The following is a 24,838-nucleotide window of genomic DNA, read 5'->3' on the forward strand; positions in this document are numbered from 1 at the left end:
CGAACTGTTGGATATTATTGATCGTATTGACGAAAAGTCCGGCATAGCGCCAAACCGCCACCCCCGCATGGAGCCGCCATGGACGCCACCGATCAGCAACTGCTCGCGCTGCTGCGCGAAAACGCCCGCGCGCCCACCGCGGAACTGGCGCGCCGGCTGGGCCTGTCCCGCACCACGGTGCAAAGCCGCATAGAACGGCTGGAGCGCGGCGGCGTGATTTTGGGCTATAGCGTGCGCACCAGCGCCGCCCACGACGCCGCCCAAGTGCGCGCACTGGTGATGATCAGCGCCGCGCCGCGCTTGAGCCCGTCGATAGAAAGCGCCTTGCGCCGGCTGCCCCAGGTGCGCACCCTGCACTCGGTCAGCGGCGTCCATGACTTCATCGCCGGCGTGGAAGCCGCCGGCGTGGCCGAGTTGGACGGGTTGATAGACCGCATCGGCGCGCTGGAGGGCGTGGAGCGCACCAGCACCGCCATCCTGATGACCACGCGCATAGACCGCTGAACCGGCCAGCGCGGTCAAGGCGTGAAACGGCCTCGACATTGCCGCTCTCAGCCCGGCGCTGTCTCCCCGGCACGCCGCCAATCCCCACGCCAGCAAAACGCACAGCAGGCGTGCGCGCCGGCCGTGGCCCAGCGCTTTAAGCATGCGTCGGCGCCAGACATTCGGCCACCCATCCAGATCGAGGCGCCAGCTCGCCGCTTGCTTGATTTGCATCGCTCATCATCAAACCTCTTTCGTTCATCCGGCGCGCAAACACGCCAGGCATCTCGGAGAGCACGCGAGGGCAAGCCCGCCTTCACGTGAAGTTGATGACTGTATTACATAAATTAATTACTGTTAAACAATAATAAATTGTTGTTGCTCATGTAGACACCGCTCAGCACGTCTTCAATCCGTCCAAAAGCCGCGCCCAGCCTGGGCCGACGGCTCACGAAGCCCCCATGCAACGACAAGCCCAAGGTGTGTGCTAGCCGCAACGTTGCGAAAATCAAACTTGCACAGCAAAAAATTATCGTTTTACAATAACAAATAATTGTTTTGCGATACCTAACCAACTCCCTTTCTCAACGCCTTTCCAACCACTGCTAAGGAACTCTCATGAACTCCACACGATTGAGCCGCTATTGCGCCGTCATGGCCTACATCACTGTCTTGGGCATCAGCGCCATGCTGCTGTTCAATATCCTGTTCTGGCTCTTTCCCAAGTCCATTATCGACGCCGGCTTGACCATCTCCGTGGACACCGTCAGAGGGTTTTACGGCTCAAGCGAATTCGATCTTCCGAGCCTGCCGCTGTGGCAACGCGCCGGCGGCGTGGTCCTTTCCTGCATCCCCCTGCTGATCCTGGCGCAAGGCCTGAACGCCTTGCGTCGCCTGTTCAAGCTTTATGCTCAAGCGGAATATTTCACGGAGCGTTCCGCCGCGCTGTTGTCCAAAGTGGGTTCCAGAGTCGCGCTTTGGGTGTTGGCGGACCTCGTCTCCCAGCCGCTGATTAGCGCCTGGCTGACCATGATGCGGCCGGAGGGGCAGCGGCTGATCGCCGTCAGTTTCCACGCTGAAAACCTGGAAAGCCTGTTCATCGCCGCCGTGGTCATGATCATTGCGCGCATTCAGCGAGAAGGCATTACGCTGGCGTGCGAAAATAAGCAATTCATCTGAAAGCGACACATGCCCATCAAAATCCATCTGGACATGCTGCTCGTCCAGCGCAAGGTCAAATCCAAGGACCTGGCCCAGGCAATCGGCATCACAGAACAAAACCTGTCGCTGTTGAAACAAGGCAAGGTCAAGGGCTTCCGGCTCTCCACGCTGGAGGCGATCTGTCTGTATCTGGACTGCCAGCCGGGCGACTTGCTGCAACTGGTGCCGGCTGAGCCGGACGCCGACAACGACAGCGTATAAGAACCTGTTTACGATCTCGCGAGCCTAAGGCGAGACAAGGCGAAAACGACTAGAAAGCGGAATGCACGCGTGGCGCATGAGCATTTGACGAGGTGTTCAGCGCCGTATCGCCAATACGCAGCGGATCGTAAACAGGTTCTAAACCCTGAACGCGACTTGAGCAGGCAGTTAACTCTCCAGCCCAGGAACTATGTGGCGCGCCTAATGAACTAACTATCACCAAAGCATGATTGATTGACGGAAGCCATAGGGCTGATTGAAATTGCTCAATGGCTTCCGACTCCAAGCTTCACTAAGCTGATCCCAGCAAGTCATTGAACACCTTGACCTAAGGAGTCTGTCATGAGTAGCGCGTCCAAGTGCCCATTCCACCAAACCGTCGGCAATCCGGCTGTCGTGAACGCCCAATCCAACCGCGACTGGTGGCCCAACCAGCTCAATCTCAACATCCTGCATCAACACGCGCCGGCCTCCAATCCGCTGGAGCCGGACTTCGATTACCCCGCCGCCTTCCAACAGCTGGACTACGCCGCGCTGAAAAGCGATCTTAAAGCGCTGATGACCACCTCCCAGGACTGGTGGCCGGCTGACTGGGGCCATTACGGCGGCCTGTTCATCCGCATGGCCTGGCACGACGCCGGCACCTACCGTACCGCCGATGGCCGCGGCGGCGCGAGCACCGGCAACCAGCGCTTCGCTCCGCTCAACAGCTGGCCTGACAACGGCAACCTGGATAAGGCGCGCCGTCTGCTGTGGCCGATCAAGCAAAAGTACGGCAACCAGATCTCCTGGGCCGATCTGATGATCCTGGCCGGCAACGTGGCGCTGGAGTCCATGGGCTTTAAAACCTTTGGTTTCGGCGGAGGCCGTCAGGACATCTGGCAGCCGGAAGAAGACGTCTATTGGGGCGCGGAAACCAAATGGCTGGCCACCAGCAACGAGGCCAACAGCCGCTACTCCGGCGACCGCCAGCTGGAGAATCCGCTGGCCGCGGTGCAGATGGGCCTGATCTACGTGAACCCGGAAGGCCCGGACGGCAATCCGGACCCGCTGGCATCCGGCCGCGACGTGCGCGAAACCTTCGCCCGCATGGCGATGAACGACGAGGAAACCGTGGCTCTGGTGGCCGGCGGCCATACCTTCGGCAAGGCCCACGGCGCAGGCGACCCGGCGCTGGTGGGCCCGGAACCGGAAGCCGCGCCGCTGGAAGCGCAAGGCCTGGGCTGGATCAACCGCTTTGGCGACGGCAAGGGCGAATACACCACCACCAGCGGCATCGAGGGCGCGTGGAAACCCAACCCGACGCAATGGGACAACGGCTATTTCGACATGCTGTTCGGCTACGACTGGGAACTGACCAAGAGCCCGGCCGGCGCCCACCAGTGGGTGGCCAAGAACGTCAAGCCGGAACACCTGATCCCGGACGCTCACAACCCGGCGAAAAAACACCCGCCGATGATGACCACCGCTGATATGTCGCTGCGCTTCGACCCGATCTACGAGCCGATCGCCCGCCGCTTCCATCAAAACCCGGCCGCTTTCGCCGACGCCTTCGCCCGCGCCTGGTTCAAGCTGACTCACCGCGACATGGGCCCCAAGACCCGTTACCTGGGCCCGGAAGTGCCGGCCGAGGATCTGATCTGGCAAGACCCGGTGCCGGCGGCCTGTCAACCGCAGATCGACGACGCAGACATCGCCGCGCTCAAGGCCAAAGTACTAGCCTCCGGCCTGTCCGTCAGCGAACTGGTGTCCACCGCCTGGGCCTCCGCCTCCAGCTTCCGTGGATCGGACAAGCGCGGCGGCGCCAACGGCGCCCGCATCCGCCTGGCTCCGCAAAAAGACTGGGCGGTGAACCAGCCGGCGCAACTGGCCCGCGTGCTGAAAACGCTGGAGGCCATTCGTCAGGACTTCAACGCCGCTCAGAGCGACGGCAAGCAAGTGTCGCTGGCCGACCTGATCGTGCTGGCCGGCTGCGCAGCGGTGGAAGCCGCCGCCAAGGCCGGCGGCCACAACATCAGCGTGCCGTTTGCGCCGGGCCGGACCGACGCCAGCCAGGAACAGACCGATGTGGAATCCTTCAGCGTGCTGGAGCCACAGGCGGACGGTTTCCGCAACTACCAGAAGCAAGCCTACTCTTTGCCGGCGGAAGCGCTGCTGGTGGATAAGGCGCAGCTGCTGACGCTGAGCGCGCCGGAAATGACGGTGCTGGTGGGCGGCCTGCGCGTGCTGGGCGCCAACGTCGACAATGCGCCTCACGGCGTGTTTACTAGCCGTCCGGGTGTATTGAGCAACGACTTCTTCGTCAACCTGCTGGATATGGGCGTGGCCTGGCAGCCCACCTCGAGCGCCGGCGAGTTGTACGAAGGCCGCGATCGCAAAACCGGCCAGCTCAAGTGGACCGGCAGCCGCGTTGACTTGGTGTTCGGCTCCAACTCGCAGTTGCGGGCGCTGGCCGAGGTCTATGCGCAAAACGACGCGCAGCCCAAGTTTGTCCGCGACTTTGTCGCCGCCTGGAACAAGGTGATGAACCTGGACCGTTTCGATCTGAAATAAGCACGGTTCACCGTCGGCAAACAAAGCGCGGTCCATCTGGACCGCGCTTTTTTAGGGCCTGGCCCCGCTGCTGCGCGCATGAAAAAACGAACCGCCGGTGAAGGCGGTTCGTTTCATTTCGCTCGGCTCCGGGCGTCGCGCTGGATTCAGACCCCGGCGGTGATCTCGGCGCAGGACTCCTGTCGCCAGATCACCGAGGCCACCTTCATCCGCTTGTCGAACAACAGTTTGTACTGGCAAACCCGGGCTTGCTCGCCGCCCTTGGGGCTCAGGTTCAACACATAATCCCACTCACGCACGCCCACCATGCCTTCCGCGAAGTGCGGGCGGCCGATCAGGCCGTAAACCTGTTCCTTGCTCAATCCCTGCTGGACCTTGGCCAAATTTTCGAGGTTGGGAACGCTGCCTTCCGGCTGCCAGCCATTGTGTTCAAGGCTGGGCCATGTCGGGCTGGCCTGCTCGGCCAGATGGCCGTCGTCTGTGATCTTGCTCAGGCGGCTGGTGCCGCAGCCCATCAAGGCCGCGCCGGCGGCCGCCAGCAACAGGTAGCGGAGAGAACCGCCGAATATCGGTTTTTTCATCATCTATCTCATTCAATATCAGCTGATTGATCTTGTGTCCCGCTTACCACTGGAAGCCCGCGCCCAGGCTGGCGCCGCCTTGACCACGGGTATTGGTGGAACCGGAGAACTTCACCACCCAGCGGCCGTTGTCGGACAACGAGGACAGCCCCACCGCAATGGCGGACTCGCCGCCGGTGGTGGCCGTGGCCACGGCCAACATGTTTTTGCCGGGCAAGAAGGCCTGCGGCAGACCGGCCATGGCCATCGCGCCGGCGGCGGCGCCGAACGCGTCGCGGCGCGTATCGGACAGATCGGACCGGAGCTGCTTGAATTGCTGCTGATTGTTGAAGTTGGCCGCATTCAGCTGATCCACATTCACCGCGTCCGTGCCCTGTGCGCCGGCCGCCACATTGTGAATGGTCACCGGTCTGCCCCCGTCCCCGCCCACCAAGGTGACGTCGTTGCCGGCGGTCGTCGTCGTTGTCCGGCCGGAGGGGTCGGAATACTGCACCGGTCCGCTTTTCTGCAGACGATCGATCGCATCGCCGACATTGTTCACGGTCTTGCCGTAAACGGTGTAGTCCGGGCCGCTCACCGCCCCGGTTTGAGCGTTGTAGGACGCGCCGCCGCCCAAGGCGGCCGCGGTTCCCGCGCCCGCCTTGTCCACTTTGGCGCTCACGCGCTGCACCGCCTGGTTGGTCGCGTTCAGCTGGCTGCCGTTGACCGCGTCCGTGCTGGTCCCGCTCACCCGGCCGGCGGCGACATTGCTGATTTGACGCTCATTGCCCGCGCTGCCCACGCTCACCACGCTGGAAGGCGCCGCGCCGGCATAGTTGTAAGTCACGCCGTCCACCACGCCGCTGGCGGTGGGATTGGCCGCCGCGGTCCGGCTGTTGGCGCCCAAGGCGACGTCGTTGGCGTTACCGGCCAGGGCATTGCTGCCTATCGCCAACGCATTGTTGGCTGTGGCCGCGGCGTTGTTGCCCACCGCCACCGCATTGCTGGCGTTGATGTTGGCGCCCGCATTGTTGCCGATGGCCACGTTATTGCTGCCGGACACGTTCTGGCCGGCCTGGCTGCCGGCGGCGAAGTTGCCGTTGCCGGTCACGCCGCGGCCGGCGGAAACACCCACAGCGGCATTGTTGCTGCCGCTGACATTGGAGCCGGCGTAGGAGCCGTTGGCGGTATTGTTGCTGCCGTTGATGTTCCAGCCGGAGAAGGTGCCGCTGCTGGTGTTGTAGCTACCGGTCACATTGCGATTGGAGTTGTTGCCCAAGCCGGAGTTGAAATCGCCCTGGATGTCCTGAGCCGAGTTAGCCCCGCTGCCGGTGTTGCCGGTGCCGGTAACGTTGCGGATGGTGTTGATGCCGGTGCCGACGTTGGCATCGCCGGTAACGTTATAGCCGGAGTCGTTTCCCATGAAGGCGTTATTGTTGCCTTGTACGCGGGTGCCGGCGTTCTGGCCGATCGAGGTGTTGTAGCCGCCGTTCACATTCACGCCGGCGGCGGCGCCGAACGCCGAGTTATTGGTGCCAGTCATATTGCTGCCGGCGCCCACGCCATAAATCGAGTTATTGCTATTGGTCGCCACCCCCGGATCCACCGAACCCGCGCCGTAGACATTATTGCTGCCCACGCCGGAGATCGTGTCGGCGCTCGCCAAGGCGGACCAGGAACAGGCCACGGCCAAGCCAATTGCGCTCAACGCCAAGGAAGACAAGGACAAACTCTTTGCTGCAGATACTTTGTTACTCATTTCACAGACCACATTCTTCAAGATTGATGGAATTCACCCAAGGCAAGTCTTTGCAGGCAAGCGCGCCGCCAGCTCCAGGTTTCCGGCGGGATAAGCGCAAATACGCGCATTCCGGCCTGAAACCCATGGCCGACCACGGTTCGGTCCAGGGGCGCGGCGGGGCTCCGCCGGCGGCGCTAGCTTGTCTCTGCATCCAGGCACTCCGTTCACGACAAACCGCGCTCGAGAAGGACGAGTACATGAAAAGTCCCTCTTCGGCGCGGCCAGGATCACGCTATGCCTTTGATTTTTATGAATCCTAACATTCTGTTAATATCTGTGAAAATTGAAATAATCGAATTAATTAATTCGTTTTAGCTATCAATCAAAATTGCTGATAATGAAATTCAAATAGAATATCCAAACGCCACACGCCGGATCTCTAGCCTAGGTCAAAACTATCCGGCTCCAGCGCTCGACGCGCCGTTCTGAGCATTCTCGCGAGCAAGGCGAAAGCGAGCGAAAAAGCAGAATGTATACGTGGTGCATGAGCATTTTGAGCTTGTTTTTAACGCTGTTTCGCCGACACATAGCCGATCGTAAACAGGTTCTGAGATAATTCCGTTCTAGCTTCCCTCATCCAAGCCATGTCCATCCGCCCATCTACACCGCCCATCCGCCGGCTAAGCCCGCACGACATCTCCCCCAACTGGCTGGATGCCTTCCAGCGCCGTCAGGACGTCCGCATGGTCTACCGCGCCGGAGCCGATGGCCGGCAAAGCGTGGCCGAGCCCTTCATTGATGACTGGTCGCCAACGGAACGGCGCGAGTTGGCGTTGGAACTGGCGCGCATCGCCGCTGCCGGCGTGGTCTTTGCCTTGGAAATCGATGGCCACCTGGCCGGCTTCGCCGCCATAGACCCTCAAGTCCTAGGCCCGGACGGCGGCTACCGGCAACTGAAAGAGCTGCAAGTGGACCGCCGCTGGCGAGGCCGGGGCCTGGGCCGCGCACTGCTGGCCGCCTGCGCCGCAGCCGGCCGCGAACTGGGCGCGGACGCGCTCTACATCTCCTCGCACTCCGCCGTTGAAACCGTCGCCTTCTACGAGGCCTGCGGCTGCGCGCCCGCCCGCTGGCTGCACGCGCCGCAACTGGCGCTGGAGCCTTTCGACTGCCAGCTGGAACTGGTGCTGACCGCACAGGCTGTTGATTTTATTTAGCTATCCGCATCGATACGGCCTGCTCGTGTGATTGAGCGCCCTTCTTTTCCTCACACACGGCTTTGCATGTTGGAGATGGCGGAACTCCGATGACGCTGCCCGCTTTTTATGGTCGAGTGGTACATGAGCATTTTGAGCGCGTACTCACCGTGCAACGCTTCGCGAAGCGCAGCAGACTTTGAACGGGTTCTTAGCAAATCAACAAAGCCGGCCTGCGTGCCGTGCATGGCCAGCTCGGCAAGCAGTGGCTGCCATCCCTGACGCCGCGGCTCTTTTCTCCATCAAATCAGTTTTTCATAAAATGATTTAATGTCATTTAAATATCTGTCACAAATGACAGTATCGCCTCCCCGCATTGTCAGACAAAAATCTTACCGCTTACTTAATAAGCAAACTGTTTGGCCGTAATGGCCTCCTTGAGCCTGTACAAAACTTCGCGCCAAGGGAGAGGCAAGGCGAAAACCATTGAGAAAGCGGAATGGCCAAGTGTTCCATGAACATTTCGAAAGGGTACTCGCCGTGTAACGCTTCACAACGCGCAGCAGATCGTGAACAGGTTCTTAAACATGAAAGAGCGATCCCATGGCTTACTCCCCGGATAATGAACAACCTTCCCCGCTCGCCGCGCAGTTGAACCGTCGCCAGCTCTTGCTGGGCGCGGGCGCGGGCGCCGCCGGCCTGATGCTGCCGGCGTCCTCATCGGCCTTCATCGGCACGGACGCGCTCCAGCTGGCCAAGTACCAGCGGCTGATTCCCGAACTATTCCAAACCGTGCCGCGCCCTCCCGCCTACACCCCCAACCTGGTGATAGGTTCCGGCTTTGGCGGCGCCGTCTCCGCGCTGCGCCTGGCACAGGCCGGCCTGCAGGTCACGGTGCTGGAACGCGGCCATCGCTGGCCCAATGGGCCTCGGCGCGACATCTTCTCCAACGACACCCTGCCGGACGGACGCGCGTTCTGGCACCGGCGCCAGGCCAAGATGCTGATAGGCGTGACCACGTACTTCGACTCCTTCGGCGGCGTGTTGGACTCAACCGACTACCCAAATATGAATGTCTGGCGCGGCGCCTGCGTCGGCGGGGGATCGGTGGTGTTCACCGGGGTGATGATTCAGCCGGAGCAACGCTATTTCGAAGCCCTGTTCGGCAACTGGGTCGGTTATGAGGAGATGAACAAGACCTACTACCCCAGGGTCCGGCAAATGCTGCGCTTGGACTCCATGCCGACCGACATCTACAACAGCAAGCCCTTCCACCATTCCCGCGTCTGGGACGCCCAAGTGCGCAAGGCCGGCTACGCCACCACGGCCAACGATTCCATTTTCAACTGGGACGTGATCCGCCAGGAACTGCGCTGGCAATCCACGCCCTCCGCCACCGTGGGCTTGTCCAACCACGGCAACTCCAACGGCGCCAAGTTCGACCTCAACCAAAACTACCTGGCCCAGGCCCAAGCCACCGGCCGCGCCGCCATCTATCCCGGCCATGAGGTGCTCAGCATCGCCTGGGACGGCAGCCGCTACGAGGTTGACGTCGTCAAGCGCGCGCCCGACGGCCGGCAACTGGACCGCTACCGCCTCAACTGCGACCGGCTCTTTCTCGCCGCCGGCTCTATCGGCAGCTCGGAACTGCTGGTCAAGGCCCGGGCTCAAGGCACTTTGCGCAATCTCAACGAACACATCGGCCAAGGCTGGGGCAGCAACGGCGACACCATCGTCACGCGCAGCTTCAGCACGCAGTCGCTGGCCACCCAGGGCACCCCCAGCGCCTCCCGCATCCACGATCCAAACAGCGGGCAGCCGCTCACTCTGGAAAACTGGTACGTGCCGGGCTTGCCGCTGGATTTGAGCACGGTGATCGGATCGCTGGGCATGGCCTTCGATCAAAGCAATCGCGGGCATTTCAGCTATAACCCGGCCACGGACCGTGTGGTGCTGAACTGGCCGCAGAACGGCAACCGCGACAGCGTGGCCGCCGCCAAGACGGTGAACGACAAAATCGCCGCGGCCACCGGCACCGTTCCGGGTTTTCCGGGGATCATAGCCGGCGTCACCGGACTAAACTGGACCGCGCATCCGCTGGGCGGCGCGGTGATCGGCAAAGCCACCGACGCCTGGGGCCGCGTCATCGGCCATCCCGGCCTGTATGTGATGGACGGCGCCTTGCTTCCCGGCAGCGCCGGCGCGGCCAACCCCTCGTTGACCATCACCGCGCTGGCCGAGCGCAACATCGAGCACATCATCAAAAACGGAAAGTAAGGCCCGCCGCCGCCAAGCCATGGCGGCGGCCGAGCCTCACGCTAAGCCAGACCTTTGCAGCAAGCGCGCGCTGCCCTCGCGCGACATCCGCAAAGCGCGTTCAGCCCGCCGCCGCATGTCCCGCTCCCAGGCGCGCAGGGCCGCCTCCGCCTCGGCCACCGTGCTCGCAGACGCCAAGACGCCCGCCAGTGCCGCGCCGTCGCAAAGAGCGGTATTGGCTCCCAGGCCTCCGGCCGGACTCATCGCGTGCGCCGCGTCGCCCAATATGGCCACCCGCTCGCAGCGCCATACCGGCACCTCGGCGGCCATCCGGATAGGACGCGCACCCAGGCAACGCGGATCGCCATGCGCGAAAACGGCCTGCAAACGCGGATGCCAACCGCGCGTCGCCTGTTGGACCCGCGCCCGCAACGCCACGCCGCTCAGGCGCTCATCCGGCAAGGCCCCGCCCAAGTCCTCGGCCCTCGCCACGCAGGCCCAATACCAGTAATCCGGCATCGCGCTCAGCTTCACTTCCGGCGCCATCCGCCGAGCCAGTTCCGGCAAGGGCGCGCGAAAGCGCATCGCCTCGATCACCGCCGTCAGGCCGTCGCCGAACACCACGCAGACGCCCTGTCCCAGCTCCGACGTCGACGCCTCGGCCGGCAAGGCGTCCCGAGGCGTGACACCATAGAGCACCACGGCGCCCTCGTCCTCCGGCTCCCCGTCCGGAACCAATTGCCGGCGCACCGTGGAGGCCACCCCGTCCGCGGCGATCAGCACATCCACCTCGAACTCGGGCTCATCCTCGAAGTCCAGCAACAAACCGCTGCGCGTTTCCCTAAAACCGCGCAACGCATGGCCCCAATGGATTTGTTCATCCAGGCCACTGGCCAGGATTTCCCGCAGCGTCTGGCGGTTGGCGCTCAGGTCGCGCTCCGCCGCGTCGCCGTCCTGCGCCGACGGTCGCCAATGCGCCGGCTTCCGCTCCGACCAAACTCGCAGTTGCGGGTCGATGAAACAATCGTCGCCGCCCAGCGAGCAGCTTTGACGGAACAACTCGAACTGCCTCGGCGTCAAGACCCGCCTCAACGCCTGCTGGCCGTCGCCATCGATACGCAGCCGATAACCTTGCCAGCGGCTGTCCGCAGCGTGATCGCGTTCAAACAACGTGGCGGCGACGCCGGCGCGCGCCAGGCCCTGAGCCAGGCACAACCCGCCCAAGCCGGCGCCGACGATGCCAATGCGTAGGGATTGCATCGCTTCTCCTTTGCTTTTCATGTGGACACCCGGCCTGAACCGCCGCGGCACTGGCGGCCGTCCAGGCCCTTGCCGGTGATTGTGCGCCCCGCCGCCAAAGCTGCTATAACGCTGTTTTGCCAATAAATAGTGAAAAATGGCCAATATCGTCGTCACTCCGCCGAAAGACGGAACGGACCTCAGCGAATGGACCGGCGGTCCGCCGCTGATCGCCGTGCCCGGCAACGATAAAGAAGACAGCGACTACCGGCTGGGCAGCCGCGAATACGCTTGGCACAGCCATGCCCGCGGGCAACTGCTGTGCGTGGACACCGGCCTGATCCAAATCCGCACCCCGCGCGGCGCCTGGGTTCTGCCGCCTCACCGCGCCGGCTGGATTCCGCCCGGCGTGCCGCATCGGGTGCGCGTCAGCGGCGCGCTGACCGGCTGGAGCCTGCTGTTAAGCCCGGACTGGAGCCGGATGCTGAGCCCGCAAGCGCAGGTGGTGGCGATCACAGAACTGATGCGCGCCGCAGTGCGCCGCGCGGTGACGTGGACGGATTATTCGTCATGGCGGCCAGAACAGGAGCGCATCGCCGCGGTGCTGCTGGACGAGTTGCGGCAAGCGCCGCAGGAGGCGCTCTGCCTGCCGATACCTGAGCATCCGCGCATCACGGAGCTGGCCCGCCGCCTGCTAACCGAGCCGGGCGGCAAATACACGCTGGCCGACTGCGCGGACGCGGCGACAATGTCGCCACGCACCCTGCGCCGCCATATCCAAGCGCATACCGGTATGAGTTTTGGACAGTGGCGGCAACAAGCGCTGCTGATACGCGGCATGGAAATGCTGGCGCGCGGCGTCGCCGTGGCCGCGGTGTCGGACGAGTTGGGTTACGCCTCGCCCAGCAACTTCATCGCGATGTTCCGGCGCGCCTTCGGCGATTCGCCGGCGCGCTTTTTCGCGCGGCAAGCGCCCACCTGACGAGAGGTTGGCTGGGAAAGGCACGCCGACGCAGGCAGTACAAGTGGTACGACAAGGAGGCGCAACGCAGGATCAGGGGTGTTGTTAGCGGGTCTAAGCAAGAGCACATGCCCGACCAGCCTTGACCCGTTTCTATCGAAACTTCCTATCTATTTTTACTCCGATATAACGCACCAACCTCTTGAAACACGCTCTCTAAGAGCCTGTTCAAAGTCTCGCGAACAAGGACGAGACAAGGCGAAAACGACTGAGAAAGCATAATGCACGCGTGTTAGATGAGCATGTCGAAGCCGGTTTCAATATCCCTTTCTATCCATCCCGCCGACGCGCAGCAGATCGTAAACAGGTTCTAAATCGACAGGCGAAATCCAGAAGCAATCAAAACCTAGCTTATATATGAAAGTCGGGACATAGCGACCAGGGCAGCCTAACTGGAGAGTCATTTTCCACTAGGGGACGACCAATCCGCTCACGGGTCAGGCAATATAAATTTCACCATGAACCATGCATAAAAATGACATACGCCTTACAGGCCAGACTGTTGATGTTTCGTACTTGAAAAATATTATTGCTTTCAGAAATGACTTATATTTCCCGGCAGCATACGCACTTACGATATTCCGATGGATATCAAGTGCTTAGTGCTTAGACCCTGGCCATCGCGGCTGTCTGCGGCCGCCAGCATTGTGTGGCTATTGGCTGGGGCCCTGCTTTTATGTGTCGCATGCATTTTGGCTATTTATCTAAATATCCAAATGAATCGCCATATCGCAGTCCAGCGTGTATCCATGAATGAAGCGGCTTACGCCGCCAAGGCTTTTTTCAATCGCCGCGTGGAATTCCTAAAAAATCTGGACAAGCCCGTCATAACCGGTTCAGAGCGGCCTCCAGGTTCATTGGACCACTCCAACCGGATAGGCGAACCTTCGCCTCCGCCCGGCTTGACCTTGTCCTTGAACGATCGGCTCCAGGCGGCCAACTTGGGCGTCAACCTGTTGTTGTTATTGCAAGGCAAGGATCAGTTGACCGTGCGCAGGCTGGAGAGCGGCTTTCCAATCGCGAAAGAAACGCCGGACGCCGTGCTCCGGCAGTTACGCGATAATCCGACGCCTCTGTACCAAAGCACCACGGTGTGGCTGTTCGATCCCAAAGATCCTCAGCGCCGCATTTACATAGCGCGGCCTTCCATCTCCCCCTCGTCGCTGGACAGCGGTGAACAAGCCTGGATGGTTTTGGAGTTCTTGGGACGAGACGTTCTGGCCAGCCAGCAGCCCTTTGCTGGCTATGAGTTCGCCTTGCTGGACGCCAATGAGCACGAGGTGGCCGCTTCAGCCGCGGCCTCTTCTGGGCGGGCGCAGGACATGTGGCAGCGTCTGTCCAACGCATTGCCTATTGTGTCCAGCGTTCAAACCCGATTCCCGCTTGGGCCTGACTGGGTACTGGCCTATCGCTACCCGGAATCGGCTCTCCTCAACGATATGCGCCATGCCTTGATGAAGTGCCTGGCCATCTTAAGCTGTGTTATCGCCGGGCTTGCTCTGGGCAGTCTATGCGTGCTGAACAGGTTTGTGCGTCCGGCGCTGCAACGGCTGCAACAGCATGCGGAAGCGGAAGCTTTTCTGCGTTCGGTATTCAACGCGGCACCTGTGGCGCTTTGCGCGCTGCGAAGACGCAATGGTCAGGCTGTCCTGGAAAACCAGTTAGCTCGCGACTGGCTGCCCGCAATCGATCCGAATTGGAGATCGACGGAGTGGGTGGAGCGCGTCTTCCTGCGGGCCCGCCTGCAACAAGTCGGCGTTGTCAGCGAAGAGCTGGCCACTCTGGACGGCCGTCATTTGTTCGCCAGCCTCGTGCCCACTCGCTACCGAGGAGAGGAAGTGCTGTTGTGCGCGTTGAGCGATATCAGCTTGCGCAAGCAGGCCGAACTGGCGCTGGAGCACGCCAAGCAATTAGCCGACGCCGCCAACGCCGCCAAGACCGCGTTTATCGCCACCATGAGTCACGAAATCCGCACTCCGCTGTACGGCGTGTTCGGCAACCTGGAGCTCTTCAAACACACCCGCCTGGATCCGCAACAGCAAGGCTATGTGCAGGCGATCCAAAGTTCCTCCACCACGCTGTTGGGGCTCATCAACGACGTCCTGGACCTTTCCAGAATAGAAGCGGGTCAATTGCGGCTGGAGATGGAAACATTCAATCTGTTTGAGCTGGCGCATGAGGTAGTGCACGGCTACGCCGCCTCCGCTCTGAACAAGGGCGTATTGATCTACGCTTGCGTCGACCCGCGTTTGAGCCTGCCCTTACGGGGCGACCCGCGCAAAGTACGACAGATTCTGAGCAATCTCCTGAGCAATGCGGTGAAGTTCACCGATAACGGCCGTATCGTCATGCGCTGCGGCTTGGTCAATGGAAACAACGGCAGTATCCGGGCCTCCATCCAGGTCGCGGATACCGGCATCGGGATTGCCGCCGAGGATCAGGCTTCTTTGTTCAAACTGTTTTTCCAGGTTGGCGAAGGTCGCCGCAGGGCCAACGGCACCGGCCTGGGCCTGCCGATCTGCCAGCAACTCGCCACCCTGATGGGAGGAGACATCACCGTAGTGAGCGAGCCGGGCCTGGGCAGCAGTTTCACTCTATGGCTGCCGCTGAAACCCCTGGCGGACAACCCTTCACGACAACGGCCTCTGAATCAGCAAGCCATCTACGTCAGCGCGCCAGTGCGAGAACTGGCCGATAGCCTATGCGACTGGCTGAACTTCCTCGGCGGCAGAGCGCTGGCCTGCGCAAGGGAAAACTTGCCGCGAGACAAGCTGTGCTTGGAAGTGCGCTTGGACATCGATCCGCACCGGCGAGCCAACTGGCCCGGACTGCGAATATGGCATGGCAACGAATCGTCGCGCTCTAGCGCCGAATGGGTCTCCTTGTATGCTCCGACAGTGATCTTGGATACCGTGCTTTCCACGCTGGGGCTCGCCCCCGCTTCTGCCACAGGGGCCGGCGCCTCAACACTGGGCAACTTGAATCTCAGAGTCTTGGCGGTGGAAGACAACGACATTAATCGCATGGTTTTAAAGGAACAACTGGAAACCTTGGGCTGCCGCGTGCAGTTGGCCGCCAATGGCCAGGAAGCGCTGCAGCGATGGAATGTCCACGAATTTGATCTGGTGCTGACGGACATCAGCATGCCCCGGATGGACGGCCGGGAGTTGGCGCGTAGAATCCACCTGCAAGCGCCAGGCTTTTTGGTCGTGGGAACGACGGCCAGCACCTTAAAAGAAGAGACCCAACTTGCGCGCGAGGCCGGAATGGCCGCGGTGATCATCAAGCCAGTCAGTCTGTCCAACCTGTTTCGGTGCCTAAACTCATTGAAGCAGAGGAGGGAGTACGGCGAACGTTCCTCCCCAGGCTATCTCTCTTCCAGTGGTGCTGTCTGAGCGTCGGCCCAGCCGGCGCGATATCGCTTCAAGCCATAAAGCGGCCGCAGGCTGTTTTACGCAGCGACGCTGCCGGCACTTGCAAGCCAATCCAAACATAGACCCGCGCAAGATGTGTAAATGAAACGGAGTCATGGAAAATAATACGCAATCCATCGGTAAGTTGATCAGAACATCCTTACGGCTCAATGTGAGCCTGATCTTGGTCCTGTCCTTGGTTCTACTCGCCTTAACCGCCAGCTACTGGGCCGCGACCTTACTGCTGGATGAAAAACAGAATATGGCCCAAGTGCACTTCGCATGCGTGACCAACGGCATTCAAGAGCATGAAGCCTTCCTCAGCCGCGGTGCGCGGCGCAACTCCGACATCATGGGCAAACGGCTGGGTAAACTGCTGGATACGACACGCACCCCTATTGCGCGGACTGGCGATTACCTGATGGTGGAGGGGCGCAGCTCGCCGTATTCAATGCCGTTTACTCTGGGCTACCAAGCAGATCAGTGGCCAGAGCCGCCAAACGGCCTGTATGCCTTAGGGGCCTTAAGCGCGGATTACTACAGCACTTACTGGTCGCTGGCCAAAACCGAAGCCCCCCAAAGCTTTCTATTGGCCTTGGATGAAGCAACCAGCCTGGCGGTACCGACGGTGGACAATACCGCAACCGAAATGGCGCTGACTCATACCAATTTTCCAACAATTACCTCTGCCATCCGCCAGTTTTTACTGCAACAGCGGCATGACACCACCAAGGTCAAATGGGTAAGCGGGAAAAGCGCCCAAGGCCTCGATCCAGATACTCTTCTTGCCTATATCCCGGCCTATATCAGCGAAAAGTTTTGGAAAAAAGGCAGCCGCTCCCAAATCATGGCGGTTTCAACGCTGGAGATTCGAAATGTTTGCTGGGCCGGCACCAGCAAGCGCCGGGTATTTGACGGCATCAGTCTGATTGCCCCCGACGGACGGGTACTGTTAGGCAAAACCTATTCATTGCCCACGTTAAAAGCGGGACTGAATTTTAGCCAAGATGGCCTGTTGCTTTATTTTCCCGCCAAAACCAAGCCGAATTGGTCCGCGGTCTATCGAGTGCAATACAACCGTTTGCTCGCCCTGGCAAACTGGCACGTCCAAGTCTTTATGATCAGCTTGCTACTGCTGACTTTAAGCGGCGTGCTGGCGGTACGCTGGTATCGGCTTCGCGTATTGGCGCCGGCACAAGCCTCGCACCAAGCAGTACTGGAAAGCGAGGCCTTCAATCGCGTGGTAACGCAAACTGCGCCCACCGCCTTGTTTGTTCTGGAATTGCCTCTCCTCCAACCCTTGGTGGTCAATCCGCTAGCGTTGGAGTGGTTCGACCGAGAACGAGATTACCCGCAGCTGATAGCATTCTGGGGCGAAATAATAGACGGGAAAGATATCTCCAACCGCACCGCTTGTCTTCGCATTGGAAAGCGCTATCTGCAAGCCAGCTTTGCTCCAGCCCGTCACCGCGGCAAAAACGTCATAGTATGCTCTTTTAGCGATATTTCTCATTACAAAGCAAGCTCAATGGCGCTGGAGGCTGCAAAACGGGCGGCGGATAGCGCGAATGAAGCCAAAACCCATTTCCTGACTACCATCAGTCATGAAATTCGCACCCCGCTTTACGGCCTGCTGGGCACGATAGAAATTCTTGACATGACCCCGCTAAGCCCGCGTCAGCGCGCTTATTTGAGCACCATGCAAGACTCGTCTTCTCTGTTGTTGCAATTGATCAGCAATGTATTGGATGTTTCCAAGATTGAGTCCGGGCAAATGGCGCTGGAGTCGCAATCATTCTCCCCAGTCAGCCTTTCCGAGGAGGTTGTGCGCGCTTTTGCCGCCATGGCTAAAAGCAAAAGACTACGCTTGTATTCCAATCTTGATGAGAGCGCCCCGGAGCTCGTATTGGGGGATGCCACGCGCATCCGCCAGATTTTAAATAACCTGCTCAGCAACAGCATCAAATTCACCGAGTCCGGCTGGATTGTATTGCGCCTGAAAGCCACAGCCTTGCCAAACGGCCGCGTCAATTTGGCCTGGCAAGTGACCGACACTGGCATCGGCATCACTCAGGAACAGCAAACCCGGCTGTTTGAACCCTTCTATCAGGCTCAAGCCCTGCCTGGCTTGATTGCGGGAACAGGGCTAGGCTTATCGATCTGCCGGCAACTCAGTCAATTGATGGGAGGCTCGCTTCGAGTCGTCAGCGATCTGGGGCTGGGCAGCAGCTTCACCCTGTCCTTGGAACTGGAACAACAAGCGCCGCCGCCCACGCTAACGGACTACCCACTGAGCCAGACTACCGTGTTGTTGCGCGCTCATCTGAAAGAGCAGGGAGAAAGCCTGATGCGCTGGTTGACCCGACAGGGCGCCAGCACTCGCTGGCTGGATCCGATGGAGCCTGTGCCGGAAGATTCCGGATTGATTCTATTGGATCTGGACCCTGCCGATGAATGGTCTAGCCACCCACTGAGCACACGCGTCATCGCCACTCCGGAAGGGCCGCTGCAGGCGCAACTGCAGGGTGATAATTGGTTGGTGAACACCCATCATCTCAAAGGCATCCTGCAAGCGGTATGGCTGGCAAAACACGGTCTGCCCGGCGAGGCCCAGCCGGCGTCGGCCAGCGATACTTCTCCACTAGGATTGAACGTCTTGGTCGCCGAGGACAATCCAATCAACCAGCACATATTGAAAGAGCAGCTGGAGTTGCTGGGTTGCCGCGCCAGTGTAGTGGGTAATGGCCATGAAGCCTTGAAACACTGGAATATGCGTCCGTATGATCTGGTGATGACCGATGTCAACATGCCGCAGATGAATGGGTACGAGCTAGCCATAGCCCTGCGGGCCCAAGGCGTGGACATTCCCATCATCGGCGTCACCGCGAATGCCATGCGGGTTGAGGAAGAAGCATGTCTGCGCGCGGGCATGGATGCCTGGCTGGTTAAGCCCATCAATTTGCACGGTTTGCGCACCGCATTAACGCGGCTAAGCCAAAAAGCTTTAGACAAGCCCGCTTTCCACTCTGCGCCTCCCATTCCCATCCCAGATGGATTGATAGTGCCAATGGCCATGCGCGAGCTATTTTTGCGAACCATGCGCACGGACCTAGACATGCTATACACGGCGTCAATGGCCAGAAAACCCCATAAAGCTGCCAGCATATTGCATCGCATTAATGGCGCTCTGGCGGTAGTCAACGCGCAAACGCTGATGAGCACCGGCCAAGCATTGGAAGCACAGCTCGCTGATTTATATGAATTAAATGACGAGAGCCTCGCCAAACTGGAACAATTTCAAAACCGTTTGAAGGCTGCTTTGCAACAACTAGCGGCTTCTTAAACAGTAACGGATGAGAAAAATCTCAATGATTTAAAAGCCCAGCTTATTGATAAAGAGATAGGCATTGGAATCAAATTCACTGGAAACACCATGAGCAAAATAAAAGTATTGATAGCCGATGATCATCCTATCGTTCTGATGGGCATTCGTGAAGAAGTGGAGCGCAATACACTGTTGGAAGTGGTGGGAGAAGCGCACAACTCTACTGAATTAGTCGAAACGTTGATTAACTTGCGGCAAAAAAATGAACTGCCTCATATAGTCATCGTTGATTACAGCATGCCCGGCGACACCAATTATGGCGACGGCATGAAATTAATAGAATATCTACTACGCCATTTCACCAATGTACGGCTTATCATTTATACAATGGTTTCCAACCACTTGATCGTTTCAAGCCTGCAAGATCTAGGCGTGACGGCGGTGGTTCTGAAAAGCCAACCCTTATCTGAGCTGCGCCGCACGCTTGAGCAAGTGGTGAATAGAGGGTCGGCTCTTCCTCCCCCCAATAGGGGAAATATTGCTGAGGCAACAATAGGCAGCAAGGTGGAAAAATTATCCGCCAGGGAATTTGAAGTTTTACGTCACTTCGTGGCAGGCATGACGCTAAACCAAATAGCAAAAATGCTCAGCCGAAGCGAAAAAACCATTAGCGCTCAAAAGGTTTCCGGCATGAGAAAACTGGGCGCTCGAAGCGATCAGGACTTGATTACTCTCTGCTTGGAAATGGGGCTGTTTCGCTAAAACATGGCTAAGAGAGCCTGTTCAAAGTCTCGCGAGCCAGGGCGAGACAAGGCGAAAACGAGCGAAAAGCGGAATGGTCAAGTGGAGCAGCTTGTACTCACCGTGCGACGCTTCACGAAGCGCAGCGGACTTTGAACAGGCTCTGGGCGCCATCCCTCAGCTCCATACCTTGCACAAGCGCCTGATCCGCCCGCTCGGCACGCGGGCGGATCGCTTGCCCTCCATCGCCACTCCTGGCGCATCGCGCAGTCGCGTGAAATAGCACTGTCTCGCCAATGCCGGCGACCTGACAGAAACCCGTCTTGCTCAATGGCGGGCCTCTCGGTTCCTGACCTGCGCTCGGGCCGCTGCCACACACCGCCCTACTCATAAGCCGCCTCGATCGAGGGGCGGCGTTGGCGCGCCTTGGCTCAGGTTTTCCGTGAGGCTTTGTTAACGCCTCTACGCCACGACATCTTCACTTTCCTTTTTTTATTAAGAAATTCCTTATTCTGCGGCCCAACCCTCAGCTTTAAGAAACGCCTTATTCAATTGTACGAAACACCTACAGATAATGCCCTTACTGATTGGCGGATGTTTCCGTCATTAGCGACAGACCGCGGTGATTTGATGAAGCGGCCTGTCTCGCGGGCGGTGGTCAGGAAACATGGTCACGGCTTTGATTTAACTTAATTTAAGTGTGGAGTGTTTTATGAATAAACTGGCAATCATGGTTTCGCTGGCCTTGGGCGTGGGCATGGCCTCCCAGACGTTTGCCGCCAACCGCGGCGAGATCGTATTCAAAGGCAGCGTAGCCACCAGCACTTGCCTGATCGATGGTCAGGAAGACGGCTACAAAGTGGTGGACTTCAACAACCTGACGCCTGATCAGATCCCTACCGCCGGCAGCGCTGAAGTCCCGTTCAGCCTGACCGTTTCCGGCCAATCCGACGTGTGCAACGCCTCCCGCGTGCAGATCGCCTTCAACCCCAACAACCAGAACGTGAACAAAGAAACCGGCCGCCTGAAGCTGAGCGGACCGAGCGCCGCGTCCAACCTGGAAATCGAACTGTACAAAGGCTCTGGCGGCAGCGCGGTCAAGATTCCGCTGGGCTCCACCAATAGCGCGGACATGCCGAGCGCGGCCTTGGCTCCCGATGTTCCGACAACAGGCCAGCCAGTACAACGCTCCGCCAATATCCCCTTGTCGGCCAAGCTGCAGCGCGTCAACACCGGCACCGTGCCGGGCAGCGGCGCGGTATTCAGTCAGATCGACTATGTGCTGGCTTACCAGTAATCAGCACGTTTTTCTGACTGTCAGCTAGGGAGGAGCGGCCATGGCATGGATGGCGCGCAAGTATGCGGGAATAGCGGCTGTGTGTGCTGTGGCGGCTTTTTGCTGGACGAGCGCCGTGGAAGCGGCGCTCGTGATCCGCGGGACGCGGATTATTTATCCCGCTCAGGAACGGGAAGTGAGCATCCAGCTGGAGAACAAGGGCAAGGACCCGATCCTGGTTCAGTCCTGGCTGGATTTGGGCGACGCCACCGTCGCGCCCAGCGATATTCAGGTGCCCTTCACCCTGTCGCCGCCGATTGTCCGCCTGGACGGCGACAAACGACAAGTGGTGCGCATGGTGTACAGCGGGGACGCTTTGCCGCCAGACCGCGAATCGGTGTTCTGGATCAACTTTCTGGAAGTTCCGCCCAAGGCGGCGGGGGACAACTACCTGCAATTTACCTACCGCACTCGGCTGAAAGTGTTTTTCCGGCCCCAGGCCTTGACGGGCGAGCCCGCGCTGGCGCCGAAAAAAATGCAATGGCGAGTGGTGACGGAAAACGGGCAGCGTTATCTGGAAGCCCAAAATCCCACGCCGTTCTTCGTCTCCCTGTTCCAGGCCAAGCTGGCCGCTGACGGCGCCAAACCGGTCGAGGTGGCGGTTGATATGGTGAAGCCTTTCTCCTCAGAACGGTTTTTGATCAAACGGCAAGCTCACGCCTTCAAGACTGGAGCCTTACTGCAATTTCAGGCCGTCAGCGACTTTGGCGGAACCATAGACGCGGAGGCACGGCTGCAATAAGTCCGGCGCGCGTTCCCAAGATTTCCATCCCCAACCGCCGACAAGGGCTCGCCCCTGCCGCGGCGGCACAGCGCAATACGAGGCACTTCATGATCGGCTTGAGCGTAAGCGACAAAGCCCGGGCGCGTGCGCCCAAAACCAAGCCTCTGGCTTGGTGGGCAGCGGGTGTGTTGGGCGGCATGCTGGCCGGCGCGGCGCCCTCCGTTGGCGCGTCCGGCAATACGGGTACGGCCGATTTGCCCGACTCCGCCAAAGCCCACAGCGCCGCGCTGACCGCCATCCGGCAGCCCGCAGCCCCCGCCGCAGGCCATGCGCGCGGACTGGTGTTCGACTCCGCCTATCTGTTTACCGGGACGGGTGGGCCGCCGCTGGACCTCAGCCGCTTTGAGCAGGAAGGAAAAAACCCGCCGGGGACCTACCGTCTGGAAATCAGCGTCAATGGCCGCTGGCAGGGCATGGAAGACATCGAATTCGTCGAAACGGCATCCGGGACGGGGGCGCGCCCCTGCTTCCGCAGGGAGCAGTTGGAGCGGCTGGGTATCGATATGGACAAGGCCGCGCGAGGCCAAAGCGGGTCAGACGAGCTCAACCCCATGCCGGACGCCTTGTTCTGCGGCGATCTGGCGCAATACGTTCCAGGCGCCAGCGTCAATACCGACATGGCCGAGCAAAAACTATCCTTGCAAGTGCCGGCCATCTTCGTGCATTTCGCCTCCGCCAGCACCTACGTTGGCCCGGAAAAATGGGAAAACGGCGTCACCGCCGGCCTGCTCAACTACAACGTCAACCTGTACAGCAGCGAAAACCAGGGCAAGCGCTCCAATAGCGGCTACCTGGGCCTCAACGGCGGCCTGAACCTGGGCGCGTGGCGGCTGCGTCACAACGGTGCCTTATCTTGGGGGACAGGACGCGCCGCTCGCTATCAAAGCGGCTCGGTCTATCTGCAAACCGATGTGCCGGCTTGGCGTTCGCAGCTAGTGCTGGGCGAAACCGCCAGCAGCGGCGAGCTGTTCGACAGCCTGTCCTTCCGCGGCGTCCAGCTCAGCAGCGACGAACGCATGATGCCGGACACCCAGCGCAATTACGCGCCGGTGATTCACGGCACGGCACGGACCAACGCCAAAGTCAGCGTAAGCCAGCGCGGCTATCTGATCTATGAAACCACCGTGGCGCCCGGCGCCTTCACCATCAGCGACCTGCAGGCCAGCGGCGAAGGCGGCGACCTGCTAGTCAAAGTCACCGAGGCCGACGGCCAGGAATACACCAGCGTGGTGCCCTATGCGGCCACGCCGCAGCTTTTGCGCGGCGGAGTCCAGCGTTACAGCCTGATCGCCGGCCAGGTCAAGCAGCCCGGCCTGACAGACGACCCGCTGTTCGCCCAAGCCATTTACCAGCGCGGCCTGAACGGCATGTGGACGGCTTACGCCGGCGCGACGGCCTCCCAGGGGTACGCCTCGGGACTGTTTGGCGTGGCGGCCAATACCAGCGTCGGCGCTTTCGCCGCTGACCTGACCCGAGCCGAAAGCCGCTTGTCCGGCGACCGGCGCATCCAGGGCAACAGCCTGCGGCTGTCGTACAGCAAAAAGCTGAACAGCACCGGCACCAACTTCTCGCTGCTGGCCTATCGCTACTCCACCTCCGGTTATCTGAGCCTGATCGAGCGCATCGTCGCGGAAGATCAATACCAGCGCCAGCGGACGCTGAACGCGATCGTGCGCCAGCGTCATCGCTTCGACGTCAACATCAGCCAGCAATTGGGCGGCGGCTCCTTGTACGCCAATGGCTCCATGCAACAGTTTTGGGGCAGCGACAGCAAGGAGGTCAACTTCTCGGTGGGTTACGGCGGCAACGTGGGCTCCGTCAGCTACACCCTCTCCGCCCAACGTGCGCGCAACCTGACCCAGGGCCAGACCACGCAGGAACGCAGCCGGACCACCTATGCGCTCAATGTAAGCGTTCCCCTGGGCGACAGCCGGCGTTTCCCCACCCTCAGCGGCTTCCTTTCCCATGACTCCGAAAGCGGCTTGCAAACCACCACCAGCCTGGCCGGCACGCTGGGCGACGACAACCGCGGCAGTTACTCCGTCTCCGCCAGTCATTCCGAACGCGGCGGCGGCAGCGGCAGCGCCGGCCTGGGATATCAGCTGCCTTACACGCAGTTGAACGCCAGCGTCAGCGCGGGCCGAGGCTACAACCAGTATTCCGCCAGCGCCGCCGGCGCCCTGGTGGCTCACCCCGGCGGCGTGACGCTGGCGCAGACATTGGGAGAAACCCTGGCCGTGGTGCGAGTGCCGGACGCGGAGGGCGCCTTGGTCGGAGCCGCTCGGGCGCGGGTAGACGCCCACGGCTACGCCGTGGTGCCCAGCCTGACGCCTTATCACCTCAACACCATAGAAGTGAATCCCAAAGGCATGCCGCTGGATGTGGAGCTGAAACAATCCACCAGCAAAGGCCTGGCCCCGCGCGCGGGTTCCGTGGTGATGCTGTCCTACGCCACCGAAGTGGCGCGCGCCACCCTGATCGACAGCCGGATGCCGGGCGACAAGCCGCTGCCCTTCGGCGCCGCCGCGCGCAACGCCCGGGGCGACAACGTCGGCGTGGTAGGGCAAGGCGGCCGCCTCTTCGCCAAAGGCTTGGAGCCCAACGGCTGGCTCATCGTCGAATGGGGCGGCGCGCCGGAACAGCAATGCCGCATCGACTATCAACTGCCGGAAAAACGCGCCGGCCGCCAACAGCGCTACGACATGCTCGTCGCCCCCTGCCTGCCTCAGGCGCAGGCGGCGGCATCCACATCCCAGCCTTCGCCATAACGA

Annotated in this window: 17 protein-coding genes; 14 read left to right on the forward strand and 3 right to left on the reverse strand. The window is 60.4% G+C overall.

Annotated elements, in window-relative coordinates; genetic code table 11:
- Positions 1 to 78: 78 nt before the first annotated feature.
- From ACUXV1_RS12150 to katG, 4 genes are all read left to right on the forward strand, one after another.
- Positions 79 to 504, forward strand: a complete 426-nt coding sequence (locus ACUXV1_RS12150; RefSeq protein WP_043641040.1) for an Lrp/AsnC family transcriptional regulator — start codon at positions 79 to 81, stop codon at positions 502 to 504.
- A 597-nt stretch (positions 505 to 1,101) separates the two neighbouring features.
- Positions 1,102 to 1,662: a DUF2975 domain-containing protein gene (locus tag ACUXV1_RS12155; protein ID WP_043641045.1), complete on the forward strand. Its 561-nt coding sequence runs from the start codon at positions 1,102 to 1,104 to the stop codon at positions 1,660 to 1,662.
- Between the two features lie 9 nt (positions 1,663 to 1,671).
- The gene (locus ACUXV1_RS12160; RefSeq protein WP_043641048.1) at positions 1,672 to 1,905 is read left to right on the forward strand and encodes a helix-turn-helix domain-containing protein; all 234 of its coding nucleotides are present in this window, start codon (positions 1,672 to 1,674) and stop codon (positions 1,903 to 1,905) included.
- Between the two features lie 342 nt (positions 1,906 to 2,247).
- Complete coding sequence (katG, locus tag ACUXV1_RS12165; protein WP_446015495.1) at positions 2,248 to 4,458, forward strand: catalase/peroxidase HPI; 2,211 nt, start codon at positions 2,248 to 2,250, stop codon at positions 4,456 to 4,458.
- Positions 4,459 to 4,604: 146 nt separating this feature from the next.
- On the opposite strand, the gene ACUXV1_RS12170 is transcribed toward katG, so the two are convergent.
- Both ACUXV1_RS12170 and ACUXV1_RS12175 read right to left on the reverse strand, forming a co-directional pair.
- Positions 4,605 to 5,039, reverse strand: a complete 435-nt coding sequence (locus ACUXV1_RS12170) for an outer membrane protein assembly factor BamE (protein ID WP_446015496.1) — start codon at positions 5,037 to 5,039, stop codon at positions 4,605 to 4,607.
- 43 nt (positions 5,040 to 5,082) lie between these two features.
- Entirely contained in the window at positions 5,083 to 6,657 is a 1,575-nt protein-coding gene (locus tag ACUXV1_RS12175; RefSeq protein ID WP_446015497.1) for a YadA family autotransporter adhesin, read from the reverse strand.
- Here ACUXV1_RS12175 and ACUXV1_RS12180 point away from each other — a divergent pair.
- From ACUXV1_RS12180 to ACUXV1_RS12190, 3 genes are all read left to right on the forward strand, one after another.
- The gene (locus ACUXV1_RS12180; protein ID WP_162788090.1) at positions 6,647 to 6,871 is read left to right on the forward strand and encodes a hypothetical protein; all 225 of its coding nucleotides are present in this window, start codon (positions 6,647 to 6,649) and stop codon (positions 6,869 to 6,871) included. The two genes, ACUXV1_RS12175 and ACUXV1_RS12180, sit on opposite strands and share 11 nt — an antisense overlap.
- A gap of 532 nt (positions 6,872 to 7,403) precedes the next feature.
- Positions 7,404 to 7,973: a GNAT family N-acetyltransferase gene (locus tag ACUXV1_RS12185; RefSeq protein WP_446015498.1), complete on the forward strand. Its 570-nt coding sequence runs from the start codon at positions 7,404 to 7,406 to the stop codon at positions 7,971 to 7,973.
- A gap of 582 nt (positions 7,974 to 8,555) precedes the next feature.
- Positions 8,556 to 10,229 carry a GMC oxidoreductase gene (locus ACUXV1_RS12190; protein WP_446015499.1) on the forward strand — a complete coding sequence of 558 codons (1,674 nt, stop codon included), beginning with the start codon at positions 8,556 to 8,558 and terminating at the stop codon, positions 10,227 to 10,229.
- Between the two features lie 36 nt (positions 10,230 to 10,265).
- Here ACUXV1_RS12190 and ACUXV1_RS12195 read toward each other — a convergent pair whose 3' ends face one another.
- Positions 10,266 to 11,468, reverse strand: a complete 1,203-nt coding sequence (locus tag ACUXV1_RS12195) for an FAD-dependent oxidoreductase (RefSeq protein WP_446015500.1) — start codon at positions 11,466 to 11,468, stop codon at positions 10,266 to 10,268.
- 136 nt (positions 11,469 to 11,604) lie between these two features.
- Here ACUXV1_RS12195 and ACUXV1_RS12200 point away from each other — a divergent pair, with 136 nt between their 5' ends.
- From ACUXV1_RS12200 to ACUXV1_RS12230, 7 genes are all read left to right on the forward strand, one after another.
- A complete protein-coding gene (locus tag ACUXV1_RS12200) occupies positions 11,605 to 12,429 on the forward strand; it encodes an AraC family transcriptional regulator (RefSeq protein WP_446015501.1) in 825 nt (274 codons plus the stop codon).
- Between the two features lie 755 nt (positions 12,430 to 13,184).
- A complete protein-coding gene (locus tag ACUXV1_RS12205; RefSeq protein WP_446015502.1) occupies positions 13,185 to 15,863 on the forward strand; it encodes an ATP-binding protein in 2,679 nt (892 codons plus the stop codon).
- A 133-nt stretch (positions 15,864 to 15,996) separates the two neighbouring features.
- Complete coding sequence (locus ACUXV1_RS12210) at positions 15,997 to 19,224, forward strand: ATP-binding protein (protein WP_446015503.1); 3,228 nt, start codon at positions 15,997 to 15,999, stop codon at positions 19,222 to 19,224.
- A 90-nt stretch (positions 19,225 to 19,314) separates the two neighbouring features.
- The gene (locus ACUXV1_RS12215; RefSeq protein ID WP_043641156.1) at positions 19,315 to 19,968 is read left to right on the forward strand and encodes a response regulator; all 654 of its coding nucleotides are present in this window, start codon (positions 19,315 to 19,317) and stop codon (positions 19,966 to 19,968) included.
- Positions 19,969 to 20,659: 691 nt separating this feature from the next.
- Positions 20,660 to 21,244, forward strand: coding sequence for a fimbrial protein (locus ACUXV1_RS12220; RefSeq protein ID WP_043641161.1), 585 nt, complete (start codon positions 20,660 to 20,662; stop codon positions 21,242 to 21,244).
- A 49-nt stretch (positions 21,245 to 21,293) separates the two neighbouring features.
- The gene (locus tag ACUXV1_RS12225; protein WP_256870453.1) at positions 21,294 to 22,025 is read left to right on the forward strand and encodes a fimbria/pilus periplasmic chaperone; all 732 of its coding nucleotides are present in this window, start codon (positions 21,294 to 21,296) and stop codon (positions 22,023 to 22,025) included.
- 89 nt (positions 22,026 to 22,114) lie between these two features.
- Positions 22,115 to 24,835, forward strand: a complete 2,721-nt coding sequence (locus ACUXV1_RS12230) for a fimbria/pilus outer membrane usher protein (RefSeq protein ID WP_446015504.1) — start codon at positions 22,115 to 22,117, stop codon at positions 24,833 to 24,835.
- Positions 24,836 to 24,838 lie beyond the last annotated feature (3 nt).

The sequence above is a fragment of the Chromobacterium sp. W521 genome (assembly GCF_052805975.1).